At 68.6% G+C, this 19,058-nt stretch carries 16 protein-coding genes and 5 pseudogenes; 10 read left to right on the top strand and 11 right to left on the bottom strand.

Annotation, left to right across the window (positions count from 1 at the left end; all coding sequences use genetic code 11):
• A partial coding sequence (locus N4G66_RS22195; protein WP_261705890.1) for a GAF domain-containing protein occupies positions 1-659 on the bottom strand: 659 nt, incomplete at its 3' end.
• 1,448 nt (positions 660-2,107) lie between these two features.
• A complete protein-coding gene (locus N4G66_RS22190) occupies positions 2,108-2,320 on the bottom strand; it encodes a hypothetical protein (protein ID WP_261705889.1) in 213 nt (70 codons plus the stop codon).
• A 400-nt stretch (positions 2,321-2,720) separates the two neighbouring features.
• Here N4G66_RS22190 and N4G66_RS22185 point away from each other — a divergent pair, with 400 nt between their 5' ends.
• The 4 genes and pseudogenes from N4G66_RS22185 to N4G66_RS22170 all read left to right on the top strand — a co-directional run bounded on the left by N4G66_RS22185 (position 2,721) and on the right by N4G66_RS22170 (position 6,535).
• Complete coding sequence (locus N4G66_RS22185; protein ID WP_261705888.1) at positions 2,721-2,999, top strand: hypothetical protein; 279 nt, start codon at positions 2,721-2,723, stop codon at positions 2,997-2,999.
• 1,192 nt (positions 3,000-4,191) lie between these two features.
• Positions 4,192-4,524 carry a helix-turn-helix domain-containing protein gene (locus N4G66_RS22180; protein ID WP_261705887.1) on the top strand — a complete coding sequence of 111 codons (333 nt, stop codon included), beginning with the start codon at positions 4,192-4,194 and terminating at the stop codon, positions 4,522-4,524.
• Positions 4,525-4,585: 61 nt separating this feature from the next.
• Positions 4,586-4,986, top strand: a pseudogene (locus N4G66_RS22175) (hemolysin III family protein); the annotation flags it as partial.
• 310 nt (positions 4,987-5,296) lie between these two features.
• A complete protein-coding gene (locus tag N4G66_RS22170) occupies positions 5,297-6,535 on the top strand; it encodes a PP2C family protein-serine/threonine phosphatase (protein WP_261705886.1) in 1,239 nt (412 codons plus the stop codon).
• A gap of 115 nt (positions 6,536-6,650) precedes the next feature.
• On the opposite strand, the pseudogene N4G66_RS22165 reads toward N4G66_RS22170, so the two are convergent.
• From N4G66_RS22165 to N4G66_RS22140, 6 genes and pseudogenes are all read right to left on the bottom strand, one after another.
• Positions 6,651-7,016: pseudogene (locus N4G66_RS22165) on the bottom strand (DUF5994 family protein); the annotation flags it as partial.
• 375 nt (positions 7,017-7,391) lie between these two features.
• The gene (locus tag N4G66_RS22160; protein ID WP_261705885.1) at positions 7,392-7,976 is read right to left on the bottom strand and encodes a hypothetical protein; all 585 of its coding nucleotides are present in this window, start codon (positions 7,974-7,976) and stop codon (positions 7,392-7,394) included.
• Positions 7,977-8,056: 80 nt separating this feature from the next.
• Positions 8,057-8,482 (bottom strand): STAS domain-containing protein, encoded by a 426-nt coding sequence (locus N4G66_RS22155; RefSeq protein WP_261705884.1) that lies wholly within the window; start codon positions 8,480-8,482, stop codon positions 8,057-8,059.
• Between the two features lie 1,120 nt (positions 8,483-9,602).
• A pseudogene (locus N4G66_RS22150) lies at positions 9,603-9,812 on the bottom strand (IS110 family transposase); the annotation flags it as partial.
• Positions 9,813-10,097: 285 nt separating this feature from the next.
• Positions 10,098-10,655 carry a hypothetical protein gene (locus N4G66_RS22145; protein ID WP_261705883.1) on the bottom strand — a complete coding sequence of 186 codons (558 nt, stop codon included), beginning with the start codon at positions 10,653-10,655 and terminating at the stop codon, positions 10,098-10,100.
• The gene (locus tag N4G66_RS22140; protein ID WP_261705882.1) at positions 10,652-11,029 is read right to left on the bottom strand and encodes a hypothetical protein; all 378 of its coding nucleotides are present in this window, start codon (positions 11,027-11,029) and stop codon (positions 10,652-10,654) included. The genes N4G66_RS22145 and N4G66_RS22140 overlap by 4 nt, the downstream gene beginning before the upstream one ends.
• Positions 11,030-11,590: 561 nt before the next feature.
• Between N4G66_RS22140 and N4G66_RS22135 the strand changes: the two genes are divergently transcribed.
• Positions 11,591-11,794, top strand: coding sequence for a hypothetical protein (locus N4G66_RS22135; protein ID WP_261705881.1), 204 nt, complete (start codon positions 11,591-11,593; stop codon positions 11,792-11,794).
• A 402-nt stretch (positions 11,795-12,196) separates the two neighbouring features.
• Here N4G66_RS22135 and N4G66_RS22130 read toward each other — a convergent pair whose 3' ends face one another.
• The 3 genes from N4G66_RS22130 to N4G66_RS22120 are packed head-to-tail and all read right to left on the bottom strand — an operon-like array spanning position 12,197 to position 15,581.
• A complete protein-coding gene (locus N4G66_RS22130; RefSeq protein WP_261705880.1) occupies positions 12,197-12,904 on the bottom strand; it encodes an ABC transporter ATP-binding protein in 708 nt (235 codons plus the stop codon).
• Positions 12,905-12,909: 5 nt separating this feature from the next.
• Positions 12,910-14,295: an ABC transporter permease gene (locus tag N4G66_RS22125; RefSeq protein WP_261705879.1), complete on the bottom strand. Its 1,386-nt coding sequence runs from the start codon at positions 14,293-14,295 to the stop codon at positions 12,910-12,912.
• Between the two features lie 11 nt (positions 14,296-14,306).
• Positions 14,307-15,581, bottom strand: a complete 1,275-nt coding sequence (locus N4G66_RS22120) for an ABC transporter permease (RefSeq protein ID WP_261705878.1) — start codon at positions 15,579-15,581, stop codon at positions 14,307-14,309.
• Between the two features lie 182 nt (positions 15,582-15,763).
• Here N4G66_RS22120 and N4G66_RS22115 point away from each other — a divergent pair, with 182 nt between their 5' ends.
• From N4G66_RS22115 to N4G66_RS22095, 5 genes and pseudogenes are all read left to right on the top strand, one after another.
• The gene (locus tag N4G66_RS22115; protein ID WP_261705877.1) at positions 15,764-16,426 is read left to right on the top strand and encodes a response regulator transcription factor; all 663 of its coding nucleotides are present in this window, start codon (positions 15,764-15,766) and stop codon (positions 16,424-16,426) included.
• Positions 16,417-17,658 carry a sensor histidine kinase gene (locus N4G66_RS22110; protein WP_261705876.1) on the top strand — a complete coding sequence of 414 codons (1,242 nt, stop codon included), beginning with the start codon at positions 16,417-16,419 and terminating at the stop codon, positions 17,656-17,658. The genes N4G66_RS22115 and N4G66_RS22110 overlap by 10 nt, the downstream gene beginning before the upstream one ends.
• A 77-nt stretch (positions 17,659-17,735) precedes the next feature.
• Positions 17,736-17,854, top strand: a pseudogene (locus tag N4G66_RS22105) (IS5/IS1182 family transposase); the annotation flags it as partial.
• 29 nt (positions 17,855-17,883) lie between these two features.
• A pseudogene (locus N4G66_RS22100) lies at positions 17,884-18,108 on the top strand (sensor histidine kinase); the annotation flags it as partial.
• Positions 18,109-18,194: 86 nt separating this feature from the next.
• Positions 18,195-18,953 carry a DUF4118 domain-containing protein gene (locus N4G66_RS22095; protein ID WP_261705899.1) on the top strand — a complete coding sequence of 253 codons (759 nt, stop codon included), beginning with the start codon at positions 18,195-18,197 and terminating at the stop codon, positions 18,951-18,953.
• The last annotated feature ends 105 nt before the right edge of the window (positions 18,954-19,058 follow it).

Here is a 19,058-nt window from a genome sequence, read left to right as displayed (position 1 = left end):
TCGAAGCCGACGTCGAGCTGGACCATGAGGATGCCGGTGGCCTGGTCGATCTCGGCGCGGTATCCGCCCAGGTCGTCGAAGGGTGCGGCGTCCGGCCGGTCGGTGCCGGCCGCGTCGGTGTCGGGCGCGTGGGTGCCGAACGGGACACCCGTCTCACTGATCCGGGCATCGAGCAGAATCAACGTGGCAGCGTCGGCGAAGGCCATCGCATCGGCCACCTCCTCCGCGTCCAGCTCGACCGAGCTGCTGGAGTACAGGTCGAGTACGCCGGGGCTGACGGCCCCGATCTGCAGGGGGAAGGCGAAGACCGCTCTGGCACCGGCTTCCAGGGCCGCGTCGGCGAACACCGTCCAATGCCGCTGGAGTTCACCGGCCAACAGGTCGGGGCAGAGGACCGTCGAGCCGAGGACGAAGGCGTCCACGCACGGTCCCTCGCCCAGGGTGAGCTGGAGTTCTTCCAGATGCTGACTGACGGAGTCGGTGCTGCACAGCGGATGACTCGCCCGGTCGCGAGACATCGCGGACAGCCCGGCCCCGCCGACCGGCAGTGCCGCCACCGCCGCCGTGCACACGTCGAGGACGCCGACCCGGGCGCCGCGCAGGGCCGCCTGCTCGGCCACGAGAGCCTGGATCCGCGCCGACCGACTGCCGGGGATCATGGCGACCACCGGGTCCAGGAGCGGAGATCAAGTCCCTCCAACCTCGCCGCCGTTCGCACCCCCGAGGGGATAACCAGCGTCAGGAGCACGGCGCCGTCGGCCGCCCTGCGGCCGTCTCCGACGTCCCTCCGATCCCAGCGGCGGAGAGCGGCCAGGACCGGCAGGTCAGGCCGGTCCGTCAGGGTGACACCGAGTGATGCCCGGTGCTCGGTGAGCAGCCGTTCCTGCAGGCGCCGAGCCTCGCCCCGGCCCCGCGCGTGCGGACGAACCAGGATCCCGGCGAAGGCGAAGGTCAAGGCCCGGCCGGAACTGGTGAGCCGACCCTGCCTCAGGGGCGTCGTGCGTGTGGTGAACGGCTGGTGGTCTGGGCGCCCCCGCGATCGGATCGGCCCGGCCGGGGCCGTCGCAGCACCCCGCCCGGGAGAGCAGCCGGCGCCGGGGCGAGCCGGTGCGTGGTCCGGTGCATGGGAGAGGGCCGCGAGGGCGGTCGGCTCCCGGCGAAGGCATTTGGAAGGGCGAGGATGAGGGAGTCCGAGCCGGCGAGGGTGACGAGGCGTTCCAATGCCGGTCTGGGCTGGTGTAGTTGCAGGGGATCCTCCGTTCGTGGCGCTGTGCGGCAAGGGGTGGAGGAAGCCGTTGATGCCGCTGTAGTCGCAGGAGGTCACGGCGGTGACATCGGCATCGATGGTGTGGATGCCGTCGTGCGGGTGCCGCTCTGCCGGTGTGTGCACCAAGGGCGCCGATTGCAGGTCGATCTCGCCAGTCAGGGTGACCGGCGCCCGGTTGTCCGTGTTGTGGCGGCAGACGTTCAGGATCGGTGGGATACCCATGGGCAGGGTGCCTCGGTTCACGAGACCGTACCGGGTACGCGGTACGGTCGTACGGTCGTGCAGGCAGGTGAATGACCGATCCAGCAGCCGCTGTTCCGGAGCGTAGGACCCAGCCGGTTACCTCGGGGATGCGCGGGGCGGGCGGACAGGTGATCCGCTCTCCGCAGGCATGCGGGCCAAGCAGTGGTGGCCCGCCGGGGTCTGGGACGTCCGTACGCAGCATAGTCCCGAGGCCGGTCTCCTGGTTGGTCCGGAGAGGGGCACTACGATGTATACACGGCGGTGATCGGGCGGCTCCCATGCCGTGCCGGGGCGCTGATCGCAGGTGAGACACCGTCAGCCGGGCAGTCGTCCCGTTGTACCGTCCGCTCCGCCGAAGAAGCCTCACCTACCTCCGCGCTTCAGCGGGAGAGATCTCCCGGTACTGCCTGAACGCGAGCCGTGGTTCCTCGGTCTGCGCGTTGGTGTCCGGGTCCTGCCGGGCGGTAGGTATCCACAGGATCGGTGCCGGTCCTCCGGATCGCGGGAAATCCTGACTTTCGCGGGGTCGGGCGAAGCGGAAGGCGGAATGAGTCGTCCGGGTGACCCGGAGCGGCATGGCTTACGCCGTGCTGTCGTTCAACGCCCGACTGCCTCCCTTGTCAACGCAGTCTCGACAAGCGGGAGTTCCGCGAGCTGGGCAGGGGCCGCCGGGGCGAACGGAGCCTCGGCGGGAGCGTTCACCGGCTCGGCCGATGGCGTCGGCAGGATGCGGTCCTCCCACCAGGACAGGCCCATCACGGCGGCGAGCAGGACGAAGGGGGTCGAAGCCGGAACGATCAGCGCGTACATGTGTACCGCCTGCGGTGGTATGCGTGCGACGCGGCGGACGGCACGAGGGTGCCCGCCTGGGGCGCATCGAAGCTGCGTCAGGGTCCAGTGGCGACGGCGGGCGCGGGAGCGGCCCGTTGGCGACGGGAAGGAGTCCAGCACTGATGCGTGAGATGCGCCCCCGAGGGAGCGCGAGAGGTGATCGACGCTGCCGGGGGCTCGGGCCGTACCACGCACGTTAGCCCTCGCCGTACTCCCCGGACAGACGTCAAGTGGCCATCCGCTTCCGACCACTTCCGACCGCTTCCGTCGGACGCCGTGGACACGGTGCGCTATCCGCAACCTCTTGGAAGGGCTACGCTGTGTGAACAGGCCCTGGCCCCCGGCAGTGATGGTTTGTTCCGCTCCGGGGAGGCCCGCCGTGTTCGTTCTGTTTCTCGTGCCGATCGTCGTCCTGTTCGGCCTCGGCTTTCTCAATCCCCTCTGGTGGGTGGCCGCGGCCGCGTTGCTCTTCGGCGCCACCCGTTACGGCCGAGATCGCGGGGGAGGCTGGATCCGTGGCGACGGTTCCGACCGCAAGGGCTACCGGGACTATCAGGAGCGCCGAGACCGGCAGGACCGCTGGGACCGCCTCTACAGCCGACAGAACCGGGCGCGCTGGAGGCGCGAGGACCGTCGGGACCACGAACGCCGCGGGTGACCGGTAGGCCACCCCGTCGTACAGCCGGCAGCCCGTGTCAGGGGTGCGCCACTCGCGGATCTCGGCTGCCCGGATCATGCGCTGTCCCTCTTGAGCGGGACGCCCATCGGTGCGAGCCGCGCCCTTTGGAAGGTCGCGGCCTGGCCGGAACCGCCAGTTCGGCTGTGACAACGACTCCGGCGCAAACACGCCGGAGTCGCCCTTCCGGGCGGCTGCACGTGAGAGTGAGCCAACCCACCATCCATGTTACTGCGGGTGGCGTGACTCGTACTTTTCCCGAGCGTCGCATCAATCGCGCTCTCCTATGGCTTACGTGATCCATCCGGCACCGGGGACATGGCCCACGGGTGACGTCGGCTTACACCCACCGCATCCCGCCGTCCTGCAGCCGCTGACCGGGCAGTGACGGCCGCGTCCCGACCCGTCGCCGTTCGAGGTCGATTACCCCACCGTCAAACACGCGAAAATCTATGTTGGCTGGAGTAGACATTGGGTGATCGCCTGGTTATGGTTTCTCTCGTAGTCCAGAGGGACAGCAGGGCCCGGCAGAGACGAACTGCCGGGCAGCAGTACCGCAGTTGCAGTTCGCAGGACGGTGCGGTGGTGGAGTTTCGAAGCCAGGGTTGTTGCAGGACGGCGACGGGACTGACGACCGGACCGGGTGGCCCGCAGTGATCAGGGGTTGCCGTGAGCAGTACCGCAGTGGCATTACCCGTAAGTGCAGTTCGCAGTACCAGCAGTGAAGGCAATGAGCAGCACCTCGGTGAAGGCGTCGGCTGCGGACGCGCGCACCGGGAGGTTCGGCAGTGGGGTTCCAAGCCGGAGCAGACGCAGGACGGGCGACGGGGCTGGCTGGCGAAGAGTGGCGCTGTCTCAGGCCACAGAGCAATACGCAGTAGAGCAGTACCAGCAGTAGGTAAGTGATTGATCCCAGAGGGAAGAAACGGAGGAGGCAGGCGCCATCAGGATCGCCCGGGCGGAAATGCTGAGCCCGGGTACCGCAGGACATCGATAGTGAGGTGGTCTCCGGTCAAGCAACCGCGATCCCCGCGCCCCCGGCAGCATTTCGGTCGGGTCCGCGGAAACAGAAGGCCGGCGAAGTACTAGGGCCGGCAGATGGTGTTGCAGTTCCTTCGGGGCCCTGGTGCCATTGGCGCCAGGGCCCCTCGACGCGTACCGCAGAGAGGTGCAAGTGACAGCAGACGTTTCGTTCGGCCGTCTTGACGACGACGACTACCCCGCCTACACGATGGGGCGGGCCGCCGAGATGCTCGGCACCACCCAGGGCTTCCTCCGTGCCATCGGCGAAGCCCGCCTGATCACCCCACTGCGCTCCGAAGGCGGGCACCGCCGCTACTCCCGCTACCAGCTGCGGATCGCCGCGCGCGCCCGGGAACTCGTCGACCACGGGACCCCCATCGAGGCCGCCTGCCGCATCATCATCCTCGAAGACCAGCTCGAAGAAGCCCAACGCATCAACGCCGAATACCGCCGCACCGCGTCCCGGCACACGGCCGGCACCTGACCCGCGGTCCGCGGCGACGCACCGGATCGCACTCTTCCGCCGATTTCAAGAATATGAGCGCATGACCGCCGAAGACACTCAGCCGCCGGCACACGGACGACACTCCCGGCCCCGCCCCCGGCACCACGCCCGACGTCCTGCGCACTCCGGTGGTTGATGCGCCTGCCGGCGCAGCCGACCGACTGCCGGCTGGAAGGCGGGGTGGAGTGTGCGGCGGCTGCGCTGAAGCCGAGGATGCGCGGCTGGCTGCACGCCGACGTGTTCCCGCTCTCGCTGGTCGGCGGCATCGTCCTGATCGCCGTTTCGCGCTCGGCTGCGGCAGTGGGGGTCTGCTCGGTGTACGCGGTGTCGGCTTGCCTGCTGTTCGGTACCAGCGCGGTCTACCACCGCGGAACGTGGGGTCCACGCGGGGAAGCGGTCCTGCGTCGGCTGGACCACGCGAACATCTTCCTGATCATCGCCGCCTTCACGGCGCACTACACGGCCATCGTCCTGGCAGCCGCGTGACTGCGTTCGGGGCATGTCGAAGCGCAGGACCCGGGGGACGGGCCCTGGTCGCACATGGTCCGGGAGAGGCTGGTGGGCGGGGCGGAACCGGGGTTCCGTGATGCAATGTGACGTGTCCGATGCTGGACTTTGCACAGGTCTTTCGCGCCTGCGGGGCGGAGTCCTGAGCGCCATCGAGCAGTGAGGAGCCGCTGTGACCGCAAGAGCGCCGGACAGCGGGCGGGCCTCTCATCCTGCGAAGGGCGGGGGTGGCCGGGGCGGGGCGATGACCTTGGCGGGGACGCTGGAGGCGGCGGAGTCTGCGGCGCCGGTGGAGTCGCTCGACGTGGTCGCGCGGATGCTCAAGGAACATCTCGGGGCCGTGTCGGTGTCGTTCCTCATCACCGACTTCACCGGTAGCTCCGTCGTACGGCTGGGGGCGGCGGGCAGCGTCGATACCGACGAACCCGCCCGGCGCATCACGCTGCGGGGCACCCTGTACGACAACGTGATCCGCACCCAGCGGCCGAGTGTGGAGGACAAGGGCGAGGGCGCGCTGGTGCGGATCGTCGCCCCGGTGACCAACCGCGGGGACGCCATCGGGCTCCTCGAACTGTTCCTGCCCGCGGCTCCGGACGCGGAGGTGATGCGGGAGGTCGGCGAGACCGCGCACGCTCTGGCGTACATCGTCATCGCGAACCGCTCCTTCACCGACGTCTACCAGTGGGGCCGTCGCACCACCCCGCTGAGCCTGGCCGCGGAGATCCAGCACCGGCTGCTCCCGGCGTCGCTGGCGTGCGAGGCGGCGCAGTTCGCGGTCGCCGGGGCGCTGGAGCCCGCCGACCACGTCGGAGGTGACACCTTCGACTACGTGATCGACCGGGACACCGTCCAGCTCTCCATCACCGACGCCATGGGTCACGACGTCGACGCCGCACTCCTGGCCACCCTCGTGGTCGGGGCCCTGCGCCGGGCACGGAGGGCCGGTGCGAGCCTTGAGGAGCAGGCCCACGAAGCCGACCGTGCTGTGGGGGAACACGGCCGCGAGGGTTATGTCACCGGCCAGCTGCTGCGGATCAGTCTGCTCGACGGCGGTACCGAGTTCGTCAACGCCGGCCACCCCTGGCCGCTGCGGATGCGGGACGGCCAGGTACGGGAGATCGTTCCGAAGGTCGATAGGCCGTTCGGCTTCCACGCCCCTCACGCCTACCGGGTGCAGTCGCTGGACCTGCGGCCCGGGGATCGGCTGGTGATGCTGACGGACGGCATGCTGGAGCGCAATGCCAAGGCCCTGGATCTGTCGGACCTGATCGTCCGCAGCCGCGCCCTGCATCCCCGCGAAGCCGCTCGCGCCCTCATCGGGGCGATCGTCGACGCCGGCCATGGCCACCTGGAAGACGACGCGACCGTCATGTGCCTGGACTGGCACGGCACCGGCCACTCCCAGCGGGACGCCGCCACCGGCGCCGACCTCAGCGACGCCTCCGCACCGTCACGGACGGGACGGACCAGTCCCGGGCGATGACTCTGGGCGGATGGTGAGGAAGGCGGCGACGCGGTCGCTGTGCTGCGAGTTGAGCGGGCGGATGAGGGGCACCGCGGGACCGACATCGCCAGGATCACGAACGTCTGCATGATCCTCACCTCCCCACCGGCTGACACGGCAGCGTGGCGGTGGCGAGCGGGATCCGTGGACGTGCGGGAGGTGCGGCCGGACCGCGGACCTCATGTCCTCCTTCGGAGTCCCAGACCGCCTCCACGGCCCGGTCGCTCTCGGACACTGTCCGCAGGCGAGCCGCCTCCGCCATCAGCCGGCTCGCGGTCGACGTGCCCAGAGGGTCGCTCGCGGCGGCCATCAGCCAGGCGGCTGAGACGGGGTCCGTCCGCGGCGGGATCACCAGGAGGTTCCAGCGGCCCATGTGGTAGGAGAGCAGCAGTAGTTCATGTGGGTCCTGCTCGGCCAGGAAGCAACCCACGTTCACCACATGCCCGGCGGCGGGCACCTCGGACCAGCCGAACGGACCGTACGCTCAACCCGTCCCGTGCCGAAGTGTCTTGTCCACGGCGTGCATCGCAGGGCGGCGAATCGGGCGGGCCGTCGCAAGTGACCACGACCGAGGCGCTGACGGAGGAACGGATCTCCGAACCGGCCCGTCCGTCGGTCGGTGTCAGGCGTGGCGTGGTCTGTCCGTCAGTGCCGTCATGATCGATTCCGCTGCTGTTGTGTGGACTCCGGAGGGACGACTGCCCGATCCCAGCGGCCCCTGCCAGGTGTGAGCGGGACGACCGTGTGCATACGTCCACCACACCGATCCGGGCACCACGCAGGGCCGCCGCCTCGGCGACCAGCACCTGGATGCGGGCCGACCGGCTGTCGGGCCTCACCCAGGCCACCGCGTCCAGGCATCGTGCGCAAGCCCCCCCGGCCTCAGGGAGGTTGGTTTGCCGACGGGAAGGATCAGCGCCCGGAGCCGCGTGGCGCCGGTCGGCTTCCAGAACGCTCCCACGTCCAGCCATCCCCAGGAACGGAGCGTGTTGAGGGTGGGGTGATCGGCCCGGTCCACCAGGGTGGCGCCGAATGACGCCTGGTGGTCGGCCAGCAGCCGCTCCTGCAACCGGAGAGCCACGTGCGCGTCCTGCGGGTGCGGGGGGATCAGGATGTCGGTGATCGCGAAGATGCCGTCGGCCGCTGCGAGTTGTTCGACGCCGCGCGGTAGGGCCCGGTCGAACCCGATCCACCCGAAGGCGTCGCTGAGCATCGGGAATCCGAAAACACATCCCACCAGTCCGTCCGTCTCCGCGATCACCATCGCGAAGCCCGGCCGCCGGATGTCGGCTGTGAGACGGTTCAGGAACTGTCGGCGGCTGGGACGGCCGTACGCATCAGGACGCGATGATGTCTCGTGGGAGTCCACATACAGATCCGTCAGCTTCCCGCTCAGATCCTGTGCCAGCCCGCGGTTCACCCGACGTAACCGGACCGCTTCCATAGTGGACGATTCGCAGCCACGGGGCTTTCGTGGCTGCCCCCGCCCCGCCCAGGCCGTCACGGCGCATCACCCGAGAGCGCAGAGGCAAGCGGAACAGCCCGGCGCCGCGGGGTCTGGGCGGTCGGAGCCGGGACATCCCCGAGCGGAGGTGACAGATACCCGAGCGGATCGTCGAGGAGCAGGAACCCGGAGCCGGTGAGGTCGAGGATCAGGCCCAGTGTCGGCGGCGGGTGGTGCAGTCGCAGGGTCCCTCCGGCCTCGGTGGTCTGCTGCGCGGCGTGGAGGAAGACGTTGAGGCCGGTGCAGTCGCAGAAGGTGACAGGGGTGAGGTCGATGTCGATGGTGCGGATGCCGTCGCTCAGACATCGCGCCAGTGCCGTGCGTACCAGGGGGGTCGATTCCAGGTCGATCTCACCGGCCAGGGTGATCAGTACCCGCTTCCCTCGGCCATGGCGGTAGACGGCGAGCTGCGGCCGGGGCATGATGCCTCGATTCGGTGGACCATCCGGCAGCGGACGGGGTGACGCCGGGGATCCCGGCCCCATGGCGCGCTGCCGGCAGGGCGTACGGTCGGCGGAGCAACGGCCGGTCCGACAGCACACCGGACCCGCCCAGTTCCTCCAGGGATGCGCCGGGTCACAGACGAAGAGTCCGCTCCCTGCAGCCATCTGTGTCGAGCAACGACAAGCCGCCAGGGTCTGGGACGCCCGAACAGCAGCATAGTCCTCGACCTGGTCCGGCAGACGCCCGGCAGCCGTCCGTTCCTCGTACCCGGGCGACGCCCGGACATGATGCCGCGCGAGTACATCCGTGCCCTGCGTGATCCTTGGACAGGCAGCGCGAAACACGGTGACCACCGCGGTCCGGGGTGACGGACCGTGCACCACAAGGAGGCGGCCAGGGGATCCACTGCGCGCGAGTTCGAGCCCCCTTTACGGGCTACGGTAACGGCTTGGCGCAGCCGGACCGGGTTGGCCGAGCGATCGATTGGGGACGCGTTCGGGACGCAAGGATAGGAACAGACTGACAAGGCGAATGGATGCCGACACAGCTCACCCACTTTGACCAGCCAAAACGCCAAGGATGGGCGTAGATCGGCAAGGGCCGCCAAGATCCTCAAAGGACTCATCATCCGTCGGCCGGGGGGTTCGAGTCCCGCCCACCCCACCGCGCAGGCCTGTGACCTGCGGAAACGCCAAACCGAGGGCATGGATTCAGGGCTTTGGGTCAACGGATTGAATCCGCTGCTCGCGAGTTCAACGGTGTCTGCATCGGCTGCAGTTGATGCTGCCCCGACCTGTGGGAATGCGGCGGACCTCAGTTCGGGTGGGTGGCGGCAACGGCTTGAACCGGCGCGCGGGAGCGTGGTTGGGGCCGCGTTGAGGCCGCAGGTATTCCGACGGGCCGCCTGCGAGGCGCCCTGTTGTGCGTGGCGGGCGGCGCTGATGTGGCCGGGAACGTCCCCAGGCGTGGGCGTCGATTGCGGCCCTGTTGTAGCGCGCGGGGAAACTGCCCGTACTGGAAACGGCCCAGGAGGGCATCCCGGGCGCGCGCCTGCGGAGCCGTCGGCAGCCTCTTTGCGGATCTGTGCTGGCGAACGAATTGGTCCACGAGCTTGAGTACGGTCGGATGCTGGACTCGCGGGCCCAGCACCTGCTCCAGCGACGGGTGGATCTGCGTCAGCGGGCCCCGCAGTCGGTTGCTGATCCTCGTCGCTTCGCCGACCAGGTCGTCGTAGCCGATGAGCATCTCCAGTTCGGCGATGGTCTCGTCCTCGATGTCGACCGAACGGAGGGTGTGAGGCATGACGCGGGGGTAGGGCGCCGCCCCTCCCGACCTTCACAGTTGAACTCGGACGCGTCGCCTACGGCGACTCGAGCTCGGGCGGGAATCAGAGCGGCTCGGAGGCGGCCGGCGACTCACCGTCCCCCTGGGTTGCCATGAGCAACGACACCGGAGCCATCGCCCGCCAGCGTCACTACACCACCCTCCGGAACGTGGACAGAGAAGTCCTCCGGCAGCCCCAATAGGCTCTGGCGCGACACCAGATCTATGACCTGCTGAGGGCTCCAGCCGCCAGGTGCGGGAGACGACGTCTCACCGGCGCACCGCGAAGAAGGCCAACCCCTGTCGGTCTGAGTCTTGGGCCTGTCCGCTGGCCGCGACGATCGCGAGTTGCATACCAACATGGCTGATCCATTCATCCTGTGGAATGCGGATCTCGCCAGTGAACGAACCATCGTCTGCAGCGCGAAACTGGCCAAGTTGCGGACTCATTGGATCCTGGCAGAGCACTTGCACGATGTTTCCTGGTTCGAAGCCGCTGCCAGAGATGTGCACAGGGGTCCCCAGTGGACCGGAACTCGGCTCGATGGTGATCTCTGTGCTCACGGGGGCTGTGTCCGACGGTCCTGCGTTGTCGTCGGTCACGCGTATGACGAGCCATGCGACGGAAAGGATCGCGACAACCGCGACCGCCACCAGCATCACTATGTGAAATGCACCCATCTGCTTGAAGATGTGCTTGGTGCGTGAGCTGTTGTCCACCTTCATGTCACCGAGGGCCATATGTGCTATGCCGTCGTCGCTCACTGCGGCGTACATTTCGGGTTGATCGGGCTCCTCGCGCGGAGATGAGGGCGGTACCTGTGTCATGACGGACCCTCGTTGATCGTCATGTCGCGGGCCGACATATACGCCCTGCCGTGACCGGAGACCTTGGCACTCATCCTGATCTTGGTGATCCGGGCGGCTTCGACATCCGGCAGCAGCGGCGTCAGCTCCTCGTCAAGTACGCGCTGCAACTCGGCGCCCAATGTCGGGTCCGCCGTTAGGAGTCGACGGAGTTTTCGCTGCCAATCGCCGATCAGTGCCTCTTCGACTGAACGGTCCCCGACCGCCAGCGCCTCCGTCACTTGGGCGTGACCGTAGACGAGTTCCGCGTCTATGGCCGGGACCTCTTCTGGATGCCGCTGCCGCCAAAACGCCACCACCGCCTGGCGCGCCTGCTCCCAAGCTTGCGTAGCCATTGTCCCCACCACCGCGGAAGCCGCAGCAAGCGTCAAAGCGTCCACGTCTATCCCCCCGTCGCACCCAAAACCTGGAATCTCAGGGTAGCGAGCGGGTGACGTTCCGTGCATGTCTTGCGTGAAGCGACTCCGTTGCTTTATCGCGCGTGGGAAGGGGGCGGCGGACTGCGGCTGGCCTCACGTGAGCGAGTATGGCCGCGTGTCAACCCTGCGGCCGGTGGGGCCTGTCCATCAATGGGCCGCGATGGAGACGAGCCGACTGAGCCCGCTGTTCATCCTCGCTGGGCTTGGCGGGCCTTGATCGATTCGGCATATTGTTGACTCGGAGTCATGCTCTGCGTATACGTGCTGGCCTGCGACAACGGCCACAGAGGCTGCGCCCCGAGTACCTGGGGCAGAGTTTCTGCGCGTTGGAAGGGAGGTCCGCTGCGGGCGAGTTCGGGACCCTTTCCGAGCTGGCGAGATGCTCCCGTGTGCCTTCGGTCTGGTCTTCTGGGGCCTCATTGAGGCCGCGTTGAGGCTGAAGGTGACCGGAAAGGTCCGCCTGCGAGGCGCTCTGCTGTGGGTGGCGGTTACGCCGAGACGGCCGGGAACGTCCCGAGCGGGGCTCTCTCCGGTACCCCGCTGGCCTTGTTCCCCGAGCAGGACTTCGCCTGGTTTCCGCTGGAGAACGTCGTCGTGGTCACCGTTCCCCTCGGTTTCTCCTTCGGCTGGGTCGTGAGCCTCCTGGACCGCCCCGCCAACCGCGGGAAACGCCGCATCTGAGGCCGGAGGTACCGCAGGAGTGCGCCGGAGACGTTGTCCGACGAGTCGTCCGGGTGTGGCTCAGGGCGTTCCATGCGGTGACCGTCTGGGGCCGGAGACTCTGGGCCACAGCCCTGCGAGGAGTACGTGTGCGGGGCTCCTGGGAGCCAAGGAAACGGCCCCGACCGAAGAGCCGAATACACGGCCGGCGGCCTCACCGTCGAGGCCGAACACACCATCACCCTCGATATCGGCTCGCCCGAACCGGCGCAGTCGGCCACTGCACACTGGCCGGCCTGCGCCGCATGCGCGGCAGAGTCGCCCGGAATCTACCTGAGGGCATGTCTCGTGAGGCGCCGGTCGGCGCCCCGCCCCTCCTGCGGGCGGGGGCGCAACGTGGCCGGGGTGGGGAGGAGCCGAAGCTCAGGCGGCTCCCACGGCGACCTTGCCCTTGCGCAGGGTCAGCGTCCGGTCGGACCGGGCGGCGAGGGTCTGGCTGTGGGTGACCACGATGACGCACTTGTTCTGCGTGTGGGCCAGCTCCTGGAAGATGCCGATGATGCCGTCGGCGGTGTCCTCGTCGAGGTTTCCGGTCGGTTCGTCGGCGAAGAGGATGTCCACGTCGCAGGCGAGGGCCCGGGCGATGGCGACGCGTTGTTGCTGCCCGCCGGAGAGTTTGAGGACGTTGCGGTCGGCCGTGTCGGGGTCGAGGCCGACTTTGGCGAGCAGTTCCAGCGCATGAGCTTTGCGCCGTCCCGTGGCCGGCTTGGCGCCGGTGATCTCCATGGCGGTGATGACGTTCTGCAGCGCCGTCATATAGGTGAGCAGGTTGTACTGCTGGAAGACGGTGGCTGCGTGCTTGTTGCGGTAGCGGCCCAGGCCGAGTTCGGCCAGGTCCTGTCCGTCGAAGCGAATGGTTCCCTTGGTGGGGCTGTCCAGCCCGCTGGCCAGGCTGAGGAGCGTGGTCTTGCCACTGCCCGAGGGGCCGAGGACGGTGTAGAAGGTGCCGCGTTCGAAGGCCAGGTCGATCTGCTTGAGCACAGTGGTCCGGCGTCGCTGGTTCTGGTAGACGTGGCTGACATCCGTGAACTGCAGGGCGGGCGGCGTGATGGCGGGTGCGGTCTGGTTCATGGCGGTCACTTGCCCTTGGTGAGGATGCGGCGGGGGTTGAGGCGCAGCGCGGAGGCGGCGGGAATCGCGGTGGCCAGCAGACCGATGCCCAGACCGATACCGGCGACGGTGGCGACGTCCGACGGCTGCAGCCGGACAGTGATCTTGTCTATGGGGTCGGCGCCCTTGACCGGCGCGGAGTTCGGGTCGATGCCCTGTTCCAGTCCGGTGGAGCCGGGGGGCGGCGGCTGCCAGGCGTTGATCTTCCGCTGGGCCGAGGCGGCCTGGTCGTGCAGCAACGTGTCGCCTGCCTTCTGAGTCAGGTTCTGGGCGAACACCGAGCTCAGACCGATGGCGAGGACCGCGACGACGACGATCTCGACGCACTGCTGGGCGACCAGCTTCCACTTCGTCTCGCCCAAGGACAGCAGGATGCCGAACTCCGTGCGGCGCTGCTTGACCGCGAGAGTGGCGAGCAGACCCAGGACGAGGCCCCCGGCGATGCCGATCAGCCACATGGCCGCGGTCGCGGAGGTGGTGACACTGTCCAGGGGACCGGTCATCTGCTTCAGAGCCTTGTCGTTGATGCTGAGCTTGAATCCCTTCAGCGCGTTCCCGGCCGTACGGTCGGCCTGTGCGTGGAAGGCGTCGAACGCGGCGGCGTCCTTCAGCTGGAAGGTCGCGCCCTGCAGGGGGGTCGGGCCCTGCTTGCCGCCGGAGTTGAGCTTGCCCAGTGCGCCGGCCGGGACGATCAGCTTGTCGCCCGGGGCCTGCTGGTAGTCGGGGTCGGGCTGGTCGGAGGGGTTGTGGTAGATGCCCTTGACGGTGAAGACGGCCTTGCCCTTGCCGGTGGGGTCGTTCTCGGACAGCGTCATCTTGTCGCCGACCTTGAGGTGGTTCTTGCTCGCCAGCCGTTCCTCGATCAGGACCTCGTTGTGGTTCTGATCGGCGGCGGTGACATGCTCGCCGGACAGCAGCTTCCAGTTGCCGCTGGCGAAATCGGGGAGCAGGGAGGAGTCCCGGACGCCGGCGGCCAGGGTGTAGGTGGCGGGCGCATCGGACGCGAAACGTTTGCTGCTGGTGAGTTCGAGGCCGCCGAGCAGCGTGGTTCCGTCGTTGTACGTGTAGTTGTACTTGGCCACCAGCGGGGATCCGCCGATCCTGTCGACGACGTCCGAGCCGATCTGCGGGGCCTGGCCCGGCATGCCGCCCCCCGCGCCGGTGAGATCCATCTCAAGGGTGACGGCGGCGCCGAGGCGGCGTTCGGCGCTGTCGGCGGCGCGTCCGGTGGCGGTTCCGATGAGGAACCCGGCGAGCACCATGGTGCAGATGACCAGAAAGGTGCCCAGGGTGATCAGGGTTCTGGCTTTGCGTGACCACAGGCTCAGGCCGGCGCGTTTGATGAAGTTCATGAGGGGTGGGCCTATTCGGTGTCGGTGAGGATGGAGCGCGGGTGCAGTCGGAGAATCCCGATGCCGGGGACGGCGGTGGCGACCAGGGCGATGCCCAGGCCGATGGCGGCGACCTTGCCGAGGTCGCCGATGTCCATGCGGATGTTTGACACCGTGGGGTTCTGGTCGGCGGGGTTCTGGCCGGCGGTGACGCTGTGCTGCTCGCGAACCAGCAGCATGGTGCCCGCGTGGTGGGCCAGGGACTGGCCGGCCAGGGCTGCCAGAGCGAGGGCGGGCAGCAGGACGGCCGCGACCTCCACGGTGTGCTGGCCGATGAGTTTCCACTTCTTCTCGCCCAGGGCGAGCAGCATGCCCAGTTCGTCGCGGCGGTCCCTGATCGTCATGGTCACGATCAGGGTGAGGATCACCGCTCCGGACAGGGTGATCAGCCAGACCAGGGCGGTGGTGAACGTCCCGACCCGCTGCAGTGGCAGGACCTGGTCGCGGTACGCCTTGTCGTTGATGTCGAAGCGGAAGCCGTCGGTGCCGAGCAACCGGGCGGCTTCCGTGTGCAGTTGCCGGGCCTGCTCGGGAGAGCGGATCTTGAAGACGGCTTCGTCGGGCTTGGTTCCGAAGCCGAGCACGGACAGGGCGGCGGCCGGGGCGTACACCTGGTTCGCGGACAGCTCGCTGGGCGCCACCCACTGGGGCGGGTCCTGGCGGGAGTCCTCGTACACGCCGGCGACGGTGAAGGAGTCCGTGTGCTTGCCGTCGGGGGAGGCCAGGGGGACGGTGTCGCCGACCTTCAGATGATTCTTCGCGGCCAGGCGCTGGTTGACCAGAACGACCTTGCGGGCGTTGTCCTGCGAGGTGAGCCCGCGACCGGCAACGATCGTGGAACGGCCGGTGGAGAAGTCGAGGAGCATCCCCGAGTCACGGATGCCGTTCACCGCCAGTCCGTCCTGGCCCCGGTCGCTGCCTCCTTCCGGTCGGCCGGGTTTCGGCAGGTTCGAGGTCACGAGAGGCAGCCCCGGAGGCTTGCTCACTCCGCGCAGCACCGGGTTGTACCGCTGCACCACCGGGGAGGAACCGAGCGTGTCTACCGTGTGTGAGGTCAGTTTGGCGCCGCGCACAGTGACGTCCACGCCGATACGCCGCTGGGCCTCGGCCTCCTGGCGGGTGGTCGCGTCCCGGAGCAGGAAGCCGCCCAGCAGCAGTGTGCAGACCACCAGGAAAATGCCGAGCAGAAGGCTGGTCTTTCCTCTTCTGGCCCCCAGGCTGAAGGCAGCCCGCTTGACGAAGTTCATGGACGCAGGACAACAGCCGGACCCGCACAGCGACATAAAGGCTGTTACGGCCGCATAAAGTCGCAGCTCCCGGGTTCGCCCACCGGGATGGGCTGATCGGGCGCTGGGTCCGGACGGTTCGTGGGCGAACGCACCGGACGGCGTTTATCTCGCTGTACACGCGGGCGTGGTCTTCTGATCACATGAGAGTTCTGGTAGCCGAGGATCACGCGATCCTGGCGCGGACCATCGCCACCGGCCTGCGCAGGCAGTCCATGGCGGTCGACATCGCCGCATCGGGCGACGAGGCCGAACGGATGTGCCTGCTTGCCGACTACGACGTGCTCGTCCTCGACCGCGATCTGCCGGTGATGACGGGCGACGCGGTCTGTCTCCGGCTCCGCGGACGGGCGGATCCGCCGATGATCCTGATGCTGACCGCGGCCGACACACTCGAGGACCGGGTCTACGGCCTGGAGCGCCTGGGAGCCGACGACTATCTCACCAAGCCCTTCGACTTCACCGAACTGGTCGCCCGGGTGCGGGCACTGAGCCGGCGTACGCCCACGGCGTCGCCGGTCGTCCATCACTATCAGGGGATCTCTCTGGACCTGTCCCGGCACGAAGTGCGCGTGGACGGCCGGGCGGTCGATCTCACGCCCAAGGAGTTCGCCGTGCTCCTGATGCTGGTCGAGGCACGCGGCGAGGCCGTCACACACCGGGAGTTGGTGCGTTCCGTCTGGGACGAGCACCTGGACCCGCGCACGAGCGCGGTCCGCGCCACCGTCAGTCGCTTGCGGGGCAAACTCGGCCTGCCGGACGCGATCGTGGCGGACGCCGGTGAGGGGTATCGGCTGTGCCGTTGACCTGGTCGGCCCGCATGCGCCGCCCCCTGCGCAAGATGCCCTTCCGGGGCAGGATCGCCGCCGCCTTCGCCGTCTTGTTCGTACTGGCGGGGGCCGTGTTGTTGGCCTTCGTGGTGGTGCTGGCTCGCTACGGAACCACCCAGCAGGTGCGGGACATCGATGTGGTCTCCGGCGTCGGCCCTGTGGGGCCGGTCAGCGTGGCGAGTCCGACGGGCACGACCACGCCGGTGAGCCCGACGACCCCGGGTGGGACGAGCCTCCCCCTCCCGCACGGCACCGACTCCGACGGCATCGCCCTCAAGCTGGTCGACCGGACGGTGGCCGCCGTACAGGGCGCGGCGCTGCAGCAGATGCTCCTGTGGTCCGGCGTCGGGCTGGTACTGATCACCCTGCTCGCTTCTGTCGTGGGGTGGTGGATCGCCGGGCGTGCGCTGCGGCCGGTGGCGGCGGTGACGGACGCGGCGCGCAGGATCAGTGAGGAGAACCTGCACGAGCGTCTCGCTCTCACCGGACCGGACGACGAGCTCCACAAACTCGCCGACACCTTCGACATCATGCTCGAACGCCTGGAGAAGGCGTTCGCCGGCCAGCGCCGCTTCGTCACCAACGCCTCGCACGAACTGCGCACCCCGCTGGCCGTGCAGCGGACAAGCCTGCAGGTCGGACTGGCCGACCCCCTGCCCGACGGCTTGGCGGACGTACGAGAGGACCTGCTGGCCGTCAACCGCGAGGCGGAGACACTGATCGACTCACTGCTCGTTCTGGCCCGCAGCGACAGCGGCCTGCAGGAGACCGAAGAGGTCGACCTCGCCGCGATGGCACGCCAGTTGACCGGCGCACTGCAGCCCGCCGCCCGGGCGAAGGACCTCTCGCTCACCTTGACGGCGGACCAGCCGCTCCGGGTCGAGGGCGATCCCACTCTGCTGCGTCACCTGCAGACGAACCTGCTCGACAACGCCCTGCAGTACAACCGGCCCGGCGGCACCGTCACCGTCCATCTCACCGACCGTGCCCTGACCGTTGCCAACACCGGCAGCACCATCGAACCGGACCAGGTCGCCGACCTCTTCGAGCCCTTCCGCCGCCTCGGCCAGGACCGTATCGGTACCACCGGTCACGGCCTGGGCCTGTCCATCGCCAGATCCATCGCCGATGCCCACCGCGCGGACATCACCGCCCACCCCGGCCGGGACGGAGGACTGACCGTCCGCGTCACCTTCCGCGCCACCTGACTCACGACCACTCAACACCGTTGCCACTCCAGTGACTTGTCCGCCGCACGGTAGAAGCTCGCCCATATCGCCCGCCCGGTATCGAGTCCTCCGAACGACTCGGACGCCACGCTGGAAGATCGAGAGGTCCATCTCCTGGCCGTCGGGCTACCGCCGACTCGCCGTCCGGTATGAGCGAAAAGGCAGTCACTTCCTCCAAGATCCTCGAAGGACTCATCATCCGCCGACCGCGACCGGCTCTTCGAACCCTTCCAGCGACAGGGCGACACCGACAACACCACCGGCCTCGGGCTGGGCCTGGCCCTGTCCCGGGGGCTGACCGAGGCGATGGACGGCACTCTCGCCCCGGAGGACACCCCCGGCGGCGGCCTGACCATGGTCCTGTCCCTGCCGTTCGCCGAGCGGGCGGAGCACCCCGGTGATCCGCGGAGCGTAGGAGGCAGCGTATGAACACCGAAAGCGGCACACCAGGACTCGTGAGCGCCAGGACACAGGGGCTCGGAGCCGTCGTGACGAGCGCAGGAGGTGACGGCGTGATGACCGGATATCCGATACGGGACCGGCTCGCCCTGGTGGCGGGTCTCCTGGGCCCGTTCCTGGTGGCACTCGCCCTCGTGCCCTTCCGAACGGATCTGTCGCGTACCAACGCGGCGCTGATCCTGGTCGTGGTGGTCGTGGTGGTCGTCGCGGTCGCGGCGATCGGCAGCCGTACGGCTGGTGCGGTCGCGGCGCTGTCGGCGGCGGCCTGGTTCGACTTCTTCCTCACCCGTCCGTACCAGACCTTCGACATCACCGCGTCCGCGGACATCGAGACGGCCGTCCTGCTGCTGATCGTCGGCCTGATCGTGTCCCAGCTCGCGGCCCGCGCCCGCCGCCTCGAAGCGATCACCGTGACGGACGCGGGACACCTGGCCCGGATCCACGAGACGGCCGAGCTCGCCCAGTCCGCGAAGTCCTCGGACACCGTGGTCGACCACGTCCGCCGCGAGCTGACCGAACTCCTCGGCCTGCGCGGCTGCCGCTTCGAGTACGGCACCCTGATGGGGCAGCCGCCGCGCCTGGAACAGGACGGCAACCTGGCGGTCGGGCGGCGGCACCGGGATCTCGACGCGAGCGGCTGGCCGGACGGCGAGATCGAACTGCGTACCCACCGCAACGGCCGCTACCTGGGCCGCTTCATGCTCACCCCCGGCCCGGGCCCCGTACCGCCGCTCCAGGCACGCCTGGTCGCGGTCACCCTCGCCGACCAGACGGGCGCGGCTCTCGACACTGCGGGGCCGGTGAGGGACGGCTGATGGACGCATACGGGACGAAATGACAGACCTATACGGGCTCGGCGAAGTTAGTGGGGGGTCGGGCTGGCACAGCGCTCCACTTGGCCATTCGGAGACACGGCCGTC

It is taken from the genome of Streptomyces rhizosphaerihabitans (genome assembly GCF_025399795.1).
Taxonomy (GTDB): domain Bacteria; phylum Actinomycetota; class Actinomycetes; order Streptomycetales; family Streptomycetaceae; genus Streptomyces; species Streptomyces rhizosphaerihabitans.
This window is presented reverse-complemented; position numbering and strand designations above follow the sequence as displayed.